At 73.2% G+C, this 14,768-nt stretch carries 17 protein-coding genes; 8 read left to right on the forward strand and 9 right to left on the reverse strand.

Annotated features, from left to right (window positions below):
- Positions 1 to 55 precede the first annotated feature (55 nt).
- Positions 56 to 682: a YigZ family protein gene (locus tag ABZZ04_RS34380; RefSeq protein ID WP_356936151.1), complete on the reverse strand. Its 627-nt coding sequence runs from the start codon at positions 680 to 682 to the stop codon at positions 56 to 58.
- Positions 683 to 740: 58 nt separating this feature from the next.
- Here ABZZ04_RS34380 and ABZZ04_RS34385 point away from each other — a divergent pair, with 58 nt between their 5' ends.
- Positions 741 to 1,151 carry a CoA-binding protein gene (locus ABZZ04_RS34385; RefSeq protein WP_356936152.1) on the forward strand — a complete coding sequence of 137 codons (411 nt, stop codon included), beginning with the start codon at positions 741 to 743 and terminating at the stop codon, positions 1,149 to 1,151.
- Positions 1,152 to 1,240: 89 nt separating this feature from the next.
- Positions 1,241 to 2,092 (forward strand): AAC(3) family N-acetyltransferase, encoded by an 852-nt coding sequence (locus ABZZ04_RS34390; protein ID WP_356936153.1) that lies wholly within the window; start codon positions 1,241 to 1,243, stop codon positions 2,090 to 2,092.
- Between the two features lie 27 nt (positions 2,093 to 2,119).
- On the opposite strand, the gene ABZZ04_RS34395 is transcribed toward ABZZ04_RS34390, so the two are convergent.
- On the reverse strand, positions 2,120 to 2,875 hold the full coding sequence (locus ABZZ04_RS34395; RefSeq protein ID WP_356936154.1) for an acyltransferase: 756 nt from the start codon (positions 2,873 to 2,875) through the stop codon (positions 2,120 to 2,122).
- A 181-nt stretch (positions 2,876 to 3,056) separates the two neighbouring features.
- Between ABZZ04_RS34395 and ABZZ04_RS34400 the strand changes: the two genes are divergently transcribed.
- On the forward strand, positions 3,057 to 3,587 hold the full coding sequence (locus ABZZ04_RS34400; RefSeq protein WP_356936155.1) for a gamma carbonic anhydrase family protein: 531 nt from the start codon (positions 3,057 to 3,059) through the stop codon (positions 3,585 to 3,587).
- Between the two features lie 66 nt (positions 3,588 to 3,653).
- On the opposite strand, the gene ABZZ04_RS34405 is transcribed toward ABZZ04_RS34400, so the two are convergent.
- Complete coding sequence (locus ABZZ04_RS34405) at positions 3,654 to 4,313, reverse strand: DedA family protein (protein ID WP_356936156.1); 660 nt, start codon at positions 4,311 to 4,313, stop codon at positions 3,654 to 3,656.
- A 158-nt stretch (positions 4,314 to 4,471) separates the two neighbouring features.
- Positions 4,472 to 4,909: a DUF4442 domain-containing protein gene (locus ABZZ04_RS34410; RefSeq protein ID WP_356936167.1), complete on the reverse strand. Its 438-nt coding sequence runs from the start codon at positions 4,907 to 4,909 to the stop codon at positions 4,472 to 4,474.
- A 143-nt stretch (positions 4,910 to 5,052) separates the two neighbouring features.
- On the opposite strand from ABZZ04_RS34410, the gene ABZZ04_RS34415 reads away from it, so the two are divergent.
- Positions 5,053 to 6,138, forward strand: coding sequence for a hypothetical protein (locus ABZZ04_RS34415; protein WP_356936157.1), 1,086 nt, complete (start codon positions 5,053 to 5,055; stop codon positions 6,136 to 6,138).
- Between the two features lie 62 nt (positions 6,139 to 6,200).
- Entirely contained in the window at positions 6,201 to 7,550 is a 1,350-nt protein-coding gene (locus ABZZ04_RS34420) for an MFS transporter (protein ID WP_356936158.1), read from the forward strand.
- On the opposite strand, the gene ABZZ04_RS34425 is transcribed toward ABZZ04_RS34420, so the two are convergent.
- From ABZZ04_RS34425 to tuf, 3 genes are all read right to left on the reverse strand, one after another.
- On the reverse strand, positions 7,512 to 8,357 hold the full coding sequence (locus ABZZ04_RS34425) for a fused MFS/spermidine synthase (RefSeq protein WP_356936159.1): 846 nt from the start codon (positions 8,355 to 8,357) through the stop codon (positions 7,512 to 7,514). The genes ABZZ04_RS34420 and ABZZ04_RS34425 overlap by 39 nt on opposite strands.
- 22 nt (positions 8,358 to 8,379) lie before the next feature.
- Positions 8,380 to 9,225 (reverse strand): patatin-like phospholipase family protein, encoded by an 846-nt coding sequence (locus tag ABZZ04_RS34430; RefSeq protein WP_356936160.1) that lies wholly within the window; start codon positions 9,223 to 9,225, stop codon positions 8,380 to 8,382.
- A gap of 65 nt (positions 9,226 to 9,290) precedes the next feature.
- Entirely contained in the window at positions 9,291 to 10,460 is a 1,170-nt protein-coding gene (tuf, locus tag ABZZ04_RS34435) for an elongation factor Tu (protein ID WP_356936161.1), read from the reverse strand.
- Positions 10,461 to 10,961: 501 nt separating this feature from the next.
- Here tuf and ABZZ04_RS34440 point away from each other — a divergent pair.
- Both ABZZ04_RS34440 and ABZZ04_RS34445 read left to right on the forward strand, forming a co-directional pair.
- A complete protein-coding gene (locus tag ABZZ04_RS34440) occupies positions 10,962 to 11,675 on the forward strand; it encodes a TVP38/TMEM64 family protein (RefSeq protein WP_356936162.1) in 714 nt (237 codons plus the stop codon).
- Positions 11,676 to 11,895: 220 nt separating this feature from the next.
- Positions 11,896 to 12,768, forward strand: a complete 873-nt coding sequence (locus tag ABZZ04_RS34445) for an undecaprenyl-diphosphate phosphatase (protein ID WP_356936163.1) — start codon at positions 11,896 to 11,898, stop codon at positions 12,766 to 12,768.
- A gap of 65 nt (positions 12,769 to 12,833) precedes the next feature.
- On the opposite strand, the gene ABZZ04_RS34450 is transcribed toward ABZZ04_RS34445, so the two are convergent.
- Positions 12,834 to 13,088 (reverse strand): LapA family protein, encoded by a 255-nt coding sequence (locus ABZZ04_RS34450; protein ID WP_356936164.1) that lies wholly within the window; start codon positions 13,086 to 13,088, stop codon positions 12,834 to 12,836.
- A gap of 123 nt (positions 13,089 to 13,211) precedes the next feature.
- Positions 13,212 to 13,481, reverse strand: a complete 270-nt coding sequence (locus tag ABZZ04_RS34455) for a hypothetical protein (RefSeq protein ID WP_356936165.1) — start codon at positions 13,479 to 13,481, stop codon at positions 13,212 to 13,214.
- A gap of 311 nt (positions 13,482 to 13,792) precedes the next feature.
- Between ABZZ04_RS34455 and ABZZ04_RS34460 the strand changes: the two genes are divergently transcribed.
- The gene (locus ABZZ04_RS34460) at positions 13,793 to 14,656 is read left to right on the forward strand and encodes a universal stress protein (RefSeq protein WP_356936166.1); all 864 of its coding nucleotides are present in this window, start codon (positions 13,793 to 13,795) and stop codon (positions 14,654 to 14,656) included.
- The last annotated feature ends 112 nt before the right edge of the window (positions 14,657 to 14,768 follow it).

The raw sequence follows: 14,768 nt of genomic DNA on the forward strand, positions 1-14,768 counted from the left end.
AGGGAACCTTTTCGCGCACTTTTGCCCCTTATGACCGGATGGCTTCCGTACCGGTTCAGGCGTCGCCGTACGCCTCGCCGCCCAGTTCGAGTTCCGCCTCGCCCGCCGTCACGTCGGCCAGCCAGCCTCGGAACGCCTCGACGTCCGCGTCCGGCAGTCCGATCTCGATGACGACGGCGTCCGTGTAGCGGACCTCGCGCACGCTGCGGCCGGTGGCGCGCAGGTCGTTCTCCAGCTTGCCCGCGCGCTGGTGGCCGACGGTGACCGTGGCGAGGCGGAACCGGCGGCGGGTGATGGTGCCGAGTGCGTCGAGGGCCTCGCCGACCACTCCCCCGTAGGCCCTGATCAGTCCGCCCGCGCCGAGTTTGACGCCACCGTAGTAGCGGGTGACGACGGCGACGACGTACCGCATCTCGCGGCGCGTCAGCATCTGGAGCATGGGTACGCCGGCGGTGCCGCCGGGCTCCCCGTCGTCGCTCGCCTTCTGCACCGAGGCGTCGGCGCCGATCACGTAGGCGAAACAGTTGTGGGTGGCGGTGGGGTGTTCCCTGCGGACGCGTGCGACGAAGTCCTGCGCCTCCTGCTCGGTGGCTGCGGGGGCGAGCGCGCAGATGAAGCGCGATCGGTTGATCTCGGTCTCGTGCACGCCCGCTCGGGCGACTGTCCGGTACTGCTCCTGCATCCGGCCAGCCTATGCCCCGGACGGGAATGGTCCGGGGCCGCCGCCCGTTGTCCGGGTCATGTACGCAGACGAAGAGACGATCCGCAGGATTCTCCGCGACGGCGGCGACACCTGGGCGGTGGTGGGCCTGTCCGGCAACCGGTCCCGCGCGGCCTACCGCGTGGCCGAGGTGCTGCAGCGCTTCGGCAAGCGGGTGGTCCCGGTGCACCCGAAGGCGGAGCCGGTCCACGGCGAGAAGGGGTACGCCTCGCTGGCCGACATCCCGTTCCCGGTGGACGTGGTGGACGTCTTCGTCAACAGCGAGCTGGCCGGCGCGGTGGCCGACGAGGCGGTGGCGGCGGGCGCCGGGGCCGTCTGGTTCCAGCTCGGCGTGATCGACACGGAGGCGTACGACCGGACGCGCGCCGCCGGGCTCGACATGGTGATGGACCGGTGCCCCGCCATCGAGATCCCCGCCCTGCCGTCCTGAAACCGACGGCCGGATTCCGGCCGCCGTGCCTCACCCGGCCGGATGTGCCCGGTATCACGTCCGGTCCGGGGCTGGGAGAATGGCCCGCTGTGAGCACTACGACCGCGCCACCCCTCCCCCACGCCCCGAGCGGGCTGGCGGGCCAGTTGTCCGAACTCGGCGTGAAGCGCAACGGCATCCTCCTGGTGCACGCCTCGATGCGCGCGGTCGGCCCGGTGAGCGGTGGCGTCCGCGCGGTGGTCGACGCGCTGCGGGAGGCGGTCGGGAGCCACGGCACGCTCGTCGTGCCCGCCTTCACGCCGGAGAACTCCGACACCTCCCCGCACTACCTCGCCCGGGTGCGCGGTCTCACGGACCGGGCCCGGGAGGCGGTGCGGGCGAGCATGCCGCCCTTCGACCCGGCGACGTCACCGGCCCCGTCGGTGGGGGCCCTCCCGGAGGCCGTGCGGCTCTCCGACGGGGCGGTGCGCAGCCTCCATCCGCAGACGTCCTTCGCCGCGCTCGGCCCCCTGGCCCGGTACCTGATGGCACGCCACTCCCCCGACTGCCACCTCGGCGAGGCCTCACCGCTGGCCCGTCTCCACGACCGGCGGGCCCATGTGCTCATGCTGGGCACCGGTTTCGACACCTGCACCGCCTTCCACCTCGGTGAGTACCGGGTACCGGCCCCGCCCCGGCGCCACTACCGCTGCGTGGTGACGACCGGGGGGCGGCGCCAGTGGTGGGAGTACGAGGACGTCGCCCTGGACGACAGCGACTTCGCGGCCCTGGGCGCCGACTTCGTACGGTCGGACCTGGGGGCGTCCGTACGTACCGGAGTGGTGGGTTCGGCGACGAGCAGGCTCTTCCGGCTCGACCACGCCGTGGACTTCGCGACCCGCTGGCTGTCCTCGCACCGCACCGGCGCACGGACCCGGGCCCTCTGTCACTCGCCCGGCTGAGCCCGGGTTCCGGCGGCCCGTGCCCCGTCAGGCGTCGGGCCCGTCCGGTGGCTCGCTCGGCTCCGCCAGGGCCAGCAGCTGTTCGGGAGTGACCCCCGTCGGGATCGGCACCGGGGCCGGGGTGCGCAGCGGTGGTTGCCAGCCCTTCTCCGGGTCCCAGCTGCGCACGACGCGGGCGGGGGCGCCGGCCACCACCGCGTGGTCGGGCACCTCGCCCCGTACCACCGCTCCCGCGGCGACCACCACGTTGCGTCCGAGCCTGGCGCCGGGGAGGACCACCGCTCCGGTGCCGATCCAGCAGCCGGGTCCGATGGAAACGGGTTCCATTCGGGGCCACTGCCGGCCGACCGGCTCGTGCGGGTCGTCGTAGCTGTGGTTCGTGGACGTGATGTAGACGTACGGCCCGCAGTACGTGTCCGGCCCGATGGTCACCGTGGTGTCGGCGACCACGTGGCTGCCCCGGCCGAGCACCACCCCGTCCCCCAGGGTCAGGATGGGATCGGGGCCGAGGTCCAGGTCGGGCATGAGGCCGGCCGTCAGCGTGACCTGCTCGCCGATGATGCAGTGCGCGCCGAGTTCGATCCACGGTTCACCGAAGACCGTGCCCTGCGGGAAGGCCAGCCGGGTTCCGGCGCCGATCCGGCCGAAGCGCAGCCTGCCGGGACGGTCCGCGGTGACCGCGCCCGCCTCCTGCACCCAGCGCCAGCCGCGGTGGACGGCCCCGGACAGGGCGCGCCGCCGCCAGGCGGCAAGGGATGAGAACGCGTTCCTGTTCTTCGGCACCCGCACACGGTAGTCGTCGGCGCCCGACCCGATCGCGGCGACGACCTGTGATGTTCACCCCACCGGACGGCGGACGGCCGGTTGTCGCATACCGTTCCTCCGGAGCGGTCGGACGACCGTGGCCGGCCGACCGGACCGGACGGGCCCGGCCGCACGGCACCTGAGCACGGAGGGACGGGCGATGGCAGAGCGGGCGTTGGTCACGGGAATGGGCGGCAAGGAACCGGACATCGACGCGGACGCCTTCACGGCGCCGACGTCGGTCGTCATCGGCGAGGTCACGATGGCCGCGGGCTCCAGCGTCTGGTACCAGGCCGTGCTGCGGGCCGACTGCGGCCCCATCGTCATCGGCGCCGACAGCAACATCCAGGACAACTGCAGCGTCCACGGCGACCCGGGATTCCCGGTCACGGTCGGCGAGCGCGTCTCGGTCGGGCACAACGCCGTGCTGCACGGCTGCACCGTCGAGGACGACGTCCTGGTCGGCATGGGCGCCACCGTCCTCAACGGCGCCCGCATCGGGGCCGGTTCGCTGATCGCGGCGCAGGCGCTGGTCCCGCAGGGGATGCGGGTGCCCCCGGGCTCGCTCGTCGCGGGCGTTCCCGCCAAGGTCAAGCGGGAGCTGACCGAGGAGGAGCTCGAAGGCATCAAGTTCAACGCTGTGGGCTACGTGGAACTGGCCCGGGCCCACCGCCAGGCGCACGAGGGCTGAGCGGAAGGGACCGGCGCCGGTCCCGCGGACCGCGCCACCGCCGCGCGGCGGTGGCGCCCCGTCCGGTCAGTCCGCGGCCGGAACGATCCCCGCGTCGGCCACGGGGGCGGACGCGGTCCGCGCCGCCATCTTCTTGGCCCGGCTCTTCAGGATCAGCATCGAGGTCACGCCGATCAGCACCGCGGCCGCCAGGCCGAGGTAGGAGAACCGCTTGAGCCACGCCTCGGCGACGACGCCCACCGAGTAGATGACGGCCGTGGTGCCGCCGGCCCAGACGATGCCGCCGAAGACGTTGGCGATCAGGAACTTCCAGTACGGCATGTGGAGCACGCCCGCCAGGGGGCCCGCGAAGATCCGCAGCAGTGCGACGAAGCGGCCGAAGAAGACCGCCCACATCCCCCACTTCTGGAACGACCGCTCGGCCAGGGCGATCTGGCTCTCGCCGAAGTGCTTGGGGAACTTCCCGCCGAGCCGGGCCAGCAGCGGCCGTCCGCCCTTGCGGCCGATGGCGTAGCCGATGGAGTCGCCGATGATCGCGCCGACCGAGGCGCAGGCGCCGAGGATCCAGGGGTTGATCCCGTCGTGTCCGGCGGCCAGCAGCGCCGCGCTGACCAGGACGATCTCGCCCGGCAGCGGAATCCCGAGGCTCTCCAGCCCGATGACGACGCCCACCAGGGCGTACACGCTGATCGCGGGGACGGTCTCCAGCCATTCCTGGATGTGCAACGCCGGTTCCTTCCGTACGGATGTCCCGTTGCCCGCCGGGCAACTCCTCGGCGCGCGGCGGGAAGCCTACCCGTACCGGCCTTCGTCCGGACAGCGCGAAGGGCCGCCACGCGCCCCCTTCCGGGAGGTGTGGCGGCCCCGTGCGGAACGGGCCGGGATCAGGCGTTGGGCCGCAGCGTCCAGACGACCGTCATCTCGCCGGTCACGGCGCCGTCCTCGCGCCGGATCTCGATGACCACGGGGAACTCCGGACGCCTGCCCCCGTCGAGTTCGGCGACGACCTCGGCCACCGGGCGGCCGAGGGTCGCCGTGGCGGTGACGACGCCCTTGGCCAGCTTCTTGTAGCCGATCTCCGCCTTCACGGCGAGCGGAACGGCGCGCGACAGCTGGTCGCCGAAGGCGGCGATGACGATCGCGCCGCTCGCCGATTCCGCCAGCGTGAACATCGCCCCGGCGTGCGGTCCGCCGATGTGGTTGTGGTAGTCGGCCTGGTCCGGGAGCCGGACGATCGCGCGTTCCGCGGTCGTCTCCAGGAATTCGAGATTGAGGGTCCGGGCCATCGGAACCGTCGCGACGAGCATCTCGCCGACGGACATCTGTGCAGCGCTCATGGCCGGATGTTACTTGCGAGTAGAATCTTTGGCCACCCCGGGCCCCGCCCACCGGAACGCATCCTTCACCGTCCGCACACGGGGGCGGGCGTAGCAGACCGGCCACCGCCCCTCTATCGTTACTCGCCATGTGGCCAGGACAGCAGCCGCCCGGGGGCGAGCAAAACCCGCAGGACCAGAACCAGAACCCGTACCAGCAGCCGGGGTACCAGCAGCCGAATCCCTATCAGCAGCCGGGATACCAGCAGCAGGGCCAGCCCGGCCAGCAACCGGGTCAGCCCGGTCAGCAGCCGGGCCAGCAGGGATACCAGCAGCCCGGCTACCAGCAGCCGAACCCGTACCAGCAGCCGACCGTGCCGCAGTACTCGGTGCCCGGCCCGCCCGGTGCTCCGCAGCCCGGCGACAACGGCCGGAAGAAGACCACCGCGATCGCGATCGTCGCGGCCACCGCGGTCGTCGTGGCCGCCGCGGTGACCGGTGTCGTCGTGCTCAACAAGGACGACGACAAGAAGGACGACGTCGCCGGCGGCGGCAAGTCCTCGGCACCGGCCGAGCCGTCCGGGTCCGCCTCCCCCGAGGCGAACCCGCGCGGCGAGGACGAGGACGCCAAGCCCCTCATCCCCGGCTGGAAGGTCGTCACCAACCCCAAGTGGGGCACCCGGTTCGACGTGCCCGGCGACTGGGAGGTCGGGAAGCCCGGCACGCTCTCGTACTTCGAGGACGACAAGAAGGGTGACGGCTCACCCCTCATCGGTTTCACCGCGCCGTCGTTCTACCAGAAGAAATGGTGCGTGGACGACTCGAACAAGGACGGCAGCACGGAGGACATGAGCCTCGCGAGCGCCGGGTCCAAGGGTGCCCAGGGTGCCACCGACGCCGCCAAGAACGCCCACAGCGAGGCCGGCACCTGGGTGTGGGCCGCCTACGCGCAGCACATGCCGCAGAGCACCATCAAGTTCACCCCGGCCAAGCAGTTCACCACCAAGTCGGGACTCACCGGCCAGGTCGTCACGGCCACCGCTCCCAACGTCACGAAGCGGAAGAAGTGCGACAGCGACGGCAAGGCCATCGCCTTCACCTTCAAGAACAAGAAGGGTGAATTCGCGTCCTGGGTCCTCTACGGGGCCGACTCCGTCAAGGACGAGCTCCCGGACGAGACGATCCAGAAGATCCTCAGCACCGTGCGGCTCGTGGAGGTCGCGCCGGAGTCCTGACCCTCCGGCCCTCCCCGGGAAACCAGTTGGCACGGCGGAGGCGGAGCGGCGATAGTCCCTGGGTGACTGCCGCCTCCGCCGCTCCCCCGAGCCGTTCCGCCCGCAACTACCGTCTTCTGACCGCCGCCGCGGTCATCACGGGCCTGGGTACCCATGGCGCGCTGATCGCGGCGGCGTTCGCCGTGCTGCAGGCGGGAGGCGACGGGGGCGACGTCGGCCTGGTGGCCGCGGCCAGGGGCGTGCCGCTGGTGCTCTTCCTGCTGGTCGGAGGGGCGATCGCGGACCGGCTGCCGAGGCACCGGGTGATGGTCGCGTCGAACACCCTCAACTGTCTCTCGCAGGCGGTCTTCGCCTGGCTGGTGCTGGCCGGCGACCCGAAGCTGTGGCAGATGATGCTGCTCACCGCGCTGTGCGGGACCGGGCAGGCGTTCTTCAATCCGGCGGCCGAGGGCATGCTGCTGTCCAGCGTCAGCCGCGAGCAGGCGAGCCGCGCCTTCGCACTGTTCCGGATGGCCACGCAGGGCGCGACGATCGGCGGGGCGGCGCTCGGCGGCGCCATGATCGCGGCGATGGACCCGGGCTGGGTGCTGGCCGTCGACGCCGCGGCCTTCGCCGTAGCGGGCGTGCTGCGCGCGTTCCTGGACGTCAGCCACATTCCCTCGCGCGCGCCGGGCGGCGGGCTGCTCGCCGACATGCGGGACGGCTGGCAGGAGTTCATCGGCCGCCCCTGGCTGTGGAGCATCGTGGCGCAGTTCTCGGTGGTGGTCGCCGCGGTGGGCGCCGCCGAATCGGTGTACGGGCCGCTGGTCGCCCGGGACGAGCTCGGCGGCGCCCGCCCGTGGGGCTTCGCGCTCGCCGCGTTCGGGGCCGGCACGCTGGGCGGGGCGCTCCTGATGACGCGCTGGAAACCGCAGCGGATGCTGTTGGTCGGGACGCTCTGCGTCTTCCCGCTGGCCCTGCCGTCGGCGGGCCTCGCGGTGCCGCTGCCGGTGGTCTGGCTCTGTCTGGTGATGTTCGTCAGCGGCGTCGCCATCGAGGTGTTCGGGGTCGCCTGGATGACGGCCATGCACCAGGAGATCCCCGAGGAGAAGCTGTCGCGGGTCTCGGCGTACGACTGGTTCGGCTCGGTGGCGATGATGCCGTTGGCGACGGCGCTCGCGGGCCCGGTGGAGTCACTGGTGGGGCGCAGCCAGGCCCTGTGGGGCTGTGCGGGGCTGATCGTGCTGGTCACCGGGGCCGTGCTGTTCGTCCCCGAGGTGCGCAACCTGACCCGGAAACCCGACCCCGCCGAGGTGGCGGCCAAGGCCACGGGCCCGGTTCCCGGCACGGCCACGGGCCCGGCCGGGACCCCGGCCCCGGCCCCGGCCCCGGCCTCAGCCGATGCCGAAGGCCCCGTCGGGCGGCTCGGGTGAGGCGACCGCCTCGCCGTCGCCGACCGGCCGGGCGGCCCCGATGAACCGGTCCAGCGCGGGGCCGTGCTCGACCCTGGCGGGAAAGGCGTCGGCGGCGCAGCTCCGGGTCAGGGCCGCGATGTCGACGGGGTGCCGGGACGCGACGAGGACGGCGTTGCCGAAGCGCCTGCCACGCAGCACCGCCGGTTCGGCGATCAGCGCGAGTTCCTCGAAGACCGCCGCGAAGGTGGCCAGTTGGGAGCGGAGAAAGTCGAAGGGCGCCCCGTCCGCGAGATTGGCGGCGTAGATCCCGCCGTCGCGCAGCGCCCTGCGGGCGGCTCGCGCGTACTCGACGGAAGTGAGGTGGGCGGGCACCCGCGAGCCGCCGAAGACGTCCCCGATCAGTACGTCGAGGGAGCCTGCCTCGGTCCGTTCCAGCAGGCCGCGGGCGTCCGTGCCGTGCACGGCGATCCCGCTGTCCTCGGGCAGCGGGAGCCGCTCGGCGACCAGTTCGAGCAGCCCGAGGTCGGCCTCGGCGACGTCCTGGCGGGAGCCCGGCCTGGCCCCGGCGACGTAGCGGGGCAGGGTGAGCGCGCCGCCGCCGAGGTGGAGGACGTCCAGCGGCGCGCCCGGTGGTCCGGCGCGGTCGACGACATGGGCGAGCCGTCGCACGTACTCGAACTCCAGATGGTCCGGAGCGTCGAGGTCCACGTACGACTGGGGCGCGCCGTCGACGGTGAGCAGCCAGGCCCTGTCCCGGTCCACGTCGGGGAGGAGTCTGGCGGTGCCCTGGTCCACGTCCCGGATGACGGGTATCGACTCGTTCACCCCTCCATTGTGGGGTGCCGGATCAGCTGCCGAGGACCGCGGCGACGGCCTCGGCGTGCGCGGCTGCCTGGGCCCGGCCCGCTCGGGCCGCCGCTGCCCGGTGGCCCGGGTCGAGGGGATTGCGGCCGAATGCCGCCTTCGACGCCGCGTCGGGGGTGACGACCTCGACGCGGGCGCCGTTCGCGACGAGCCCGGCCGCCTGTGCGGCCGGTGCGGCGATGGCCCTGTTGCCGCTCGCCGACGGGGCGATGACGACGACGCGCCGGTGGCCGGCGGCGAGGTGGGCATTGGCGGTGGAGTGCACCCCGCCGTCGATCCAGTCCCGTCCCCCGGCCCGGGCGACGGGCCACACCCCGGGGACCGCCGAGCTCGCGGTGACGGCGTCCACGAGGGGAACGCCGTCCTCCTTGCCGAACGTGTGAAGTTCGCCGGTGAAGGCGTCGACGGCGGTGATGCGCAGGGGGCGGTCGGGCCACTCCGGCGAGGGGAGGCGGCTCGCGATCGCCGCGCGCCGCTCCTCCGCGTCGATGTCGAGCCGGGCGCCCCGCGCCAGCCTGCCCAGCCTTCGGCCGTACTCCTCGGGAGTGCGGGAGCGGAGCACGGCCCCCGCGTAGCGCAGCAGGGTGAGCGCGCCGAGCCGGCCGCCCCTCATGTCCTGCGGGTCGGCGAGCTGGAGTTCGTACAGTTCGGGGAGGTCGAGCAGCCCGGAGGCCAGTTGCGCGCCGACCGAGGCCCCGGCCGAGCTGCCGATGATCAGATCGGCAGTGGAGAGGTCCGCGCCCGCTTCCGCGAGTCCGTGCAGGATCCCGACCTCCCAGGCCCCGCCGGTGACACCGCCGGAACCGAGCACCAGTGCTGTTTCTGTCATGCCGTCAGTCTTGCGCACGGTGCGGGCCCGCCTCCCGCGGGGTACGGGGAGACGGGCCCGGGGCCTCAGAGCAGCCCGGTGACGGTGCCGGCGCCGACCGTGCGGCCGCCCTCGCGGATCGCGAAGCCGAGTCCGCTCTCCAGCGGGACGTCACGGCCCAGCTCGACGGTCAGGTCGACCGTTTCGCCGGGGCGCGCCACCGCCACCTCGCCGAGGTCCACGTCCCCGACGACGTCCGCCGTGCGGATGTAGAACTGTGGTCGGTAGCCGGTGGTGAGCGGCGTGCTGCGGCCGCCCTCCCGCGCCGACAGCACGTACACCTGCGCGGTGAAGCGCCGGCTCGGCGTCACGCTGCCCGGCGCCGCGACCACGTGTCCGCGCCGGACCCGGTCGCGCTCCACGCCGCGCAGCAGCAGGGCCACGTTGTCGCCGGCCTCGGCGGACTCCATCGGCTTCCCGAAGGTCTCCAGGCCGGTGACGACCGTCTCGATGTCCGGTCCGAGCACCGCCACCCGGTCGCCGACGCGGACGGTGCCGCGCTCGACGGCCCCGGTGACGACGGTGCCCCGGCCGGTGATGGTCAGGACGTTCTCCACCGACAGCAGGAACGGCGCGTCGGTGTAGCGGACCGGCATCGGTACGTACGTGTCGACGGCGTCCAGCAGCGCCTCGACGGCCGCGGTCCAGCGCGGGTCGCCCTCCAGAGCCCCCAGCCCGGAGACCCGTACGACGGGCACGGAGTCGCCTCCGTAGCCGTGCGCGGACAGCAGCTCGCGGACCTCCAGCTCGACCAGGTCGGTCAGCTCGGGGTCCCCCGCGTCCGCCTTGTTGAGGGCGACGACGATGTGGTCGACCCCCACCTGGCGGGCGAGCAGGACGTGCTCGGCAGTCTGCGGCATGATCCCGTCGAGCGCCGAGACCACGAGGATCGCCCCGTCGAGCTGGGCGGCGCCGGTGACCATGTTCTTGATGTAGTCGGCGTGCCCGGGCATGTCGACGTGCGCGTAGTGACGGGTGTCGGTCTCGTACTCGACGTGCGCGATGTTGATCGTGATGCCGCGCTGCGACTCCTCCGGGGCCCGGTCGATCCGGTCGAACGGGACGAACGTGCCGGTCCCCCGGTCGCTGAGGACCTTGGTGATGGCGGCGGTCAGGGTGGTCTTGCCGTGGTCGACGTGGCCCATGGTGCCGATGTTGAGGTGCGGCTTGGTGCGCACGTATGCCGTCTTGGGCATGATTCATTCCTTGGGATTCGAAGCTGTGTGAGGACCCCGGGGCCCGGCCGACCCTCCCCTTGCGGGGTCCGCCGGACTGTCGGGGGAGGGTCAGCTTCGGGCGCCGCCGAGGGGCGCTGCGGCGGCGGTGCACGCCGCCGTGACGACTGCTGCGGTCGCGGGGCTCACGGCAGCCTTCGGCGCGTCCGCGACTGCGGACGGCGCTGCGGGGAAGGCGTACCGGAACATGGCTCCGATGATGTCCGACCCCTGCCGCCCCGTCGAATGGTTTTCCGGCGCACTTCCCGGGCCGGTACGGGAGTTGGGCGCACGGCCACCGGCGCGTGCCCACCGTCGCGCGTCCGCCGCTGCGGTCCGGCAGGCGGTCCGGTGCGGGACGGGGGCCACGGGACGCGCGCCCGTGCGGTGCGGGCGGCCCGTCCGTCGTACGGCGGGCGCGCCGCCGCCTCCGTGCCGCGCATGTTGCGGCATTCGTTCACCGCTGTCGGCTACTCTCCCGGCATGTTCGACCCCGTCCCCGCCGCCCGGCCCGCCACCGGCCTCGCCGTGCGCTGCACCAGGGTGCTGCTCTCGCCCTGGTCCCGGTTCTCGCTGCTCGTGGTGGTGCTGCTGGCCGCGGCGGTCGCGATGCTGCTCCTCGAACCACAGCGGCTGCTCGCCACCGGCTGGCCCGCCCGGCTCGACGGCGGCGTCGTCGCGGTCCTCCTGTTCGGGGTCGCGTACGGGGTGTGCACCGTCGCATTCGTGCCGCGCCCCCTGCTCAACCTCGCCGCGGGCGCGCTCTTCGGCACGCAGGCGGGACTGGCCGCCGCGCTGGCGGGGACGGTGCTGGGCGCGGGCATCTCGTTCGGGCTGGGCAGGGTGCTCGGGCAGGACGCGCTGCGCACGCTGCTGCGCGGGCGGTGGCTCAAGGCGGCGGACGGCCAGCTGAGCCGGCACGGGTTCCGTTCGATGCTGGCGCTGCGGCTGTTCCCGGGCGTGCCGTTCGCGGCGGCCAACTACTGCGCGGCGGTGTCCCGCATGGGGTATCCGCCGTTCCTGGCCGCCACCGGGCTCGGCTCGATCCCGAACACCGCGGCGTACGTGGTGGCGGGCAGCGAGGCGACGTCGCCGACCTCGCCCGCGTTCCTGGCCGCCATGGGCTTCATCGTGCTGACGGGGATCGGCGCGGCCTTCGTCGCCTGGCGCAAGCGTCACCGGCTGGCCTCCGAGTGACCCTCCCGGTCCCGGCGCCGGCCCGGTGACGGAGCGGCCGACGGCCCGGACGGCCCGGGGCACGCGCGGCGCTGTTCACCCGGGGGAGATACCCTGCCCGCGACCGACCGAAGGGCTGCGGATCCTGCGCGGCCCTGTTCTCCATTGACCACCACACGCACGTCGCCGACGGCTCCGCCGACGGCCGATGCATGATCACCTCCGGGATGGCCAAAGCCCCATGAGCTGGTTCGAATCGTTCGTCCTGGGCCTCGTTCAGGGACTGACCGAGTTCCTGCCGATCTCCTCCAGCGCGCATCTGCGGCTCACCGCGGCGTTCGCCGGCTGGCACGACCCGGGTGCGGCGTTCACCGCCATCACCCAGATCGGCACGGAGGCGGCAGTCCTCATCTACTTCCGCAAGGACATCGTCCGGATCGTCTCGGCATGGTCCCGTTCGCTGGTGGACCGGTCGATGCGCGGCGACCACGACGCCCAGATGGGCTGGCTGGTGATCGTGGGCTCCATCCCCATCGGCGTGCTCGGCGTGACGCTCAAGGACCAGATCGAGGGCCCCTTCCGCGATCTGCGGCTGATCGCCACCACCCTGATCGTCATGGGCATCGTCCTCGGCATCGCCGACCGGCTCGCCGCGCGCGACGAGGCGGGCGGCAGGCACCGGGCCAGCAAGGAGCGCAAGACGCTCAAGGAACTCGGCGTGAAGGACGGCCTGATCTTCGGCTGCTGCCAGGCGATGGCCCTGATCCCGGGCGTCTCCCGCTCCGGTGCCACCATCAGCGGCGGTCTGCTCATGGGGTACACCCGTGAGGCGGCGGCCCGGTACTCCTTCCTGCTCGCGATCCCCGCGGTGCTGGCCTCCGGCGTCTTCGAACTGAAGGACGCGGGCGAGGGGCACGTGTCGTGGGGGCCGACGATCTTCGCGACCTTCATCGCGTTCGGCGTGGGTTACGCCGTCATCGCCTGGTTCATGAAGTTCATCACGACCAAGAGCTTCATGCCGTTCGTGATCTACCGGATCATTCTGGGCATCGTGCTGTTCATCCTGGTCGGCGCGGGCGTCCTGAGCCCGCACGCGGGCGAGTCCGCGGGCTGACCGACCGGCATCGTCCGGCGGCGGGGCGCGTGGAGATCCGCCCGCCCCGCCGCCGTGCGTCCGGGTCAGCGCTTCGCTCGGCGGCGGGCCAGAAGCACGCCCATGAGCAGCCCGACCACCAGGGTCACGGTCAGCACCGCCCAGAGCGGCAGGGTGACCGTGCCGACCCACAGCCGTATGCCGACGGACGCGGTGTTCACGGCGATGAACCAGATCGCGAGCACCGCCAGCACCACGAAACCGATCGTGCGCAACCGGATGTCCCGGCCCTTGACGGTCAGGGTCGGCGGAACGTCCGATCGAGAGGTCTTCTGCGCCATTCATCCAGTATCGGACGGTTCGGGCGATCGGTCCTGACGGGCCGCGTGCGGCCCGCCCGGTGCCGGGCCCGGCAGCGCCCCGGTACACCCCGGCCGTCCCGCCGCACGGGGCGCCGGGCCGGCTCAGGGTATGTCGCCCCGCCAGTCCCACCGGTCGGGGTCGCCGTCCCGGGGGCCGTACTCCGCCCGGCCGCCCGGTCCGAACCGCCCGATCTCCGTGTTCAGCGCCGCCCCCTCGCGCAGCGCCGTGTCCGTCCAGCCGGTCACGTCGAGGAGCAGCCCGTCGAGGGGGCCGCCCACCAGCTCCCGGTAGGAGTGGCCCGGCCGGGGTCCCGGATCGGGATCGTCGTGGTCGGCGCCGTACACGCGCCGCTGCCGCATCAGCTCGTCCATGGGGGCAGGATCGCACCCGGCACTGACAGCGTCGCCCCGGTGCCCGCCGGGCCCGCGGTCGCGCCGTCCGTCCGGCGCGGCGCGGCGGGTCGGCTCCGCCCCGACGCCGCCCCCGGCCCTCCGGACAGGCACCGGACCCCGGCGGGCCGTAGCGTACGAAACGACCCCGGCGGACGTCCGCGGCGCCCCACCGCTCCGCGCGGATGGCGGTCCCTCATGGATCTTCCGGACAGAGGGGCCGAAAGTCCCTCCCCTATTACGGCCGTACGTACCAGCCTGGGACGGGACACCACCGGATTCTGGAGGGAATCATGACCGCCACCGACCGTCCCGTGATCGCCGCGGTGGACGGCTCCCCGCACAGCCGGGAAGCCCTCGACTGGGCCGCCCACGAAGCCGTGCGACGAGGACTCGCGCTGGTCGTCGTGCACGCCCGGACGCCCGATCGGCGCAGCGCGCAGGACACACTGCGGCGCGAGTCGGAGGAACTCCTCGAACGGTCCGTGCAGCGGGTGTCCGAAATCGAGCCGACCCTGCACCCGACGACGCTCTCGCCGCTGGACTTCCCCTCGGCGGCCCTCACCTCGCTCAGCCGTGACGCGTCGCTGGTGGTCGTCGGCTCGCGCGGGCTCGGCGGGTTCCGGTCCCTGATGCTCGGGTCCAACAGCCTCGCGACCGCCTCGATGGCCAAGTGCCCCGTCGTCGTCATCCACGGCGGGGCGTCGGACGGGGACGAGGGTGCGCCTGCGGAGGAGTTCTCCGACATCGTCGCGGGCGTGGCCGCGGACGAGAGCAGCGAGGCGGTGCTGGAGTTCGCCTTCGGGACCGCCGCCTCCCGGCCGGGCGCACGGCTGCGGATCGTGCACGGCTGGACGATGTTCTCCTCGATCCTGTCCGGCGGCCCCGTCTTCGACCGGGCGGCGGCGGCTGACTCGGCCGACCGGACCCTCGCGGAGCTCACCGCCGGGTGGCAGGAGAAGTACCCCCAGGTCGAGGTCGTCCGGGAGCCGGTCAGCGGCTCCGCCTCCCGCACCCTGGTCACGGCCTCGGCGACCGCGGCACTGACCGTGGTCGGCCGGCGCAAGGGCGGGGAGTCGCTCGGGCTCGGCCTCTCCCCCGTCGCCCAGACCACGCTCTCGCACGCGCTCGGCCCGGTCGCGGTGGTGCCCTGCTGACAGCGGCGGTGCCGTCCCGCCGTCCGTGTGCTCCTCCCGGCCCCGGGGGCCCGGGGGCCGCCCCCGGGCCGGGGGCGGGGGCGGGCGGGGGGAGGGCGGGGGGGGGAGGGGC

Origin of the sequence: Streptomyces sp. NPDC006435 (assembly GCF_040612315.1) — a bacterium.
In the GTDB taxonomy this organism is placed as follows: Bacteria; Actinomycetota; Actinomycetes; order Streptomycetales; family Streptomycetaceae; genus Streptomyces.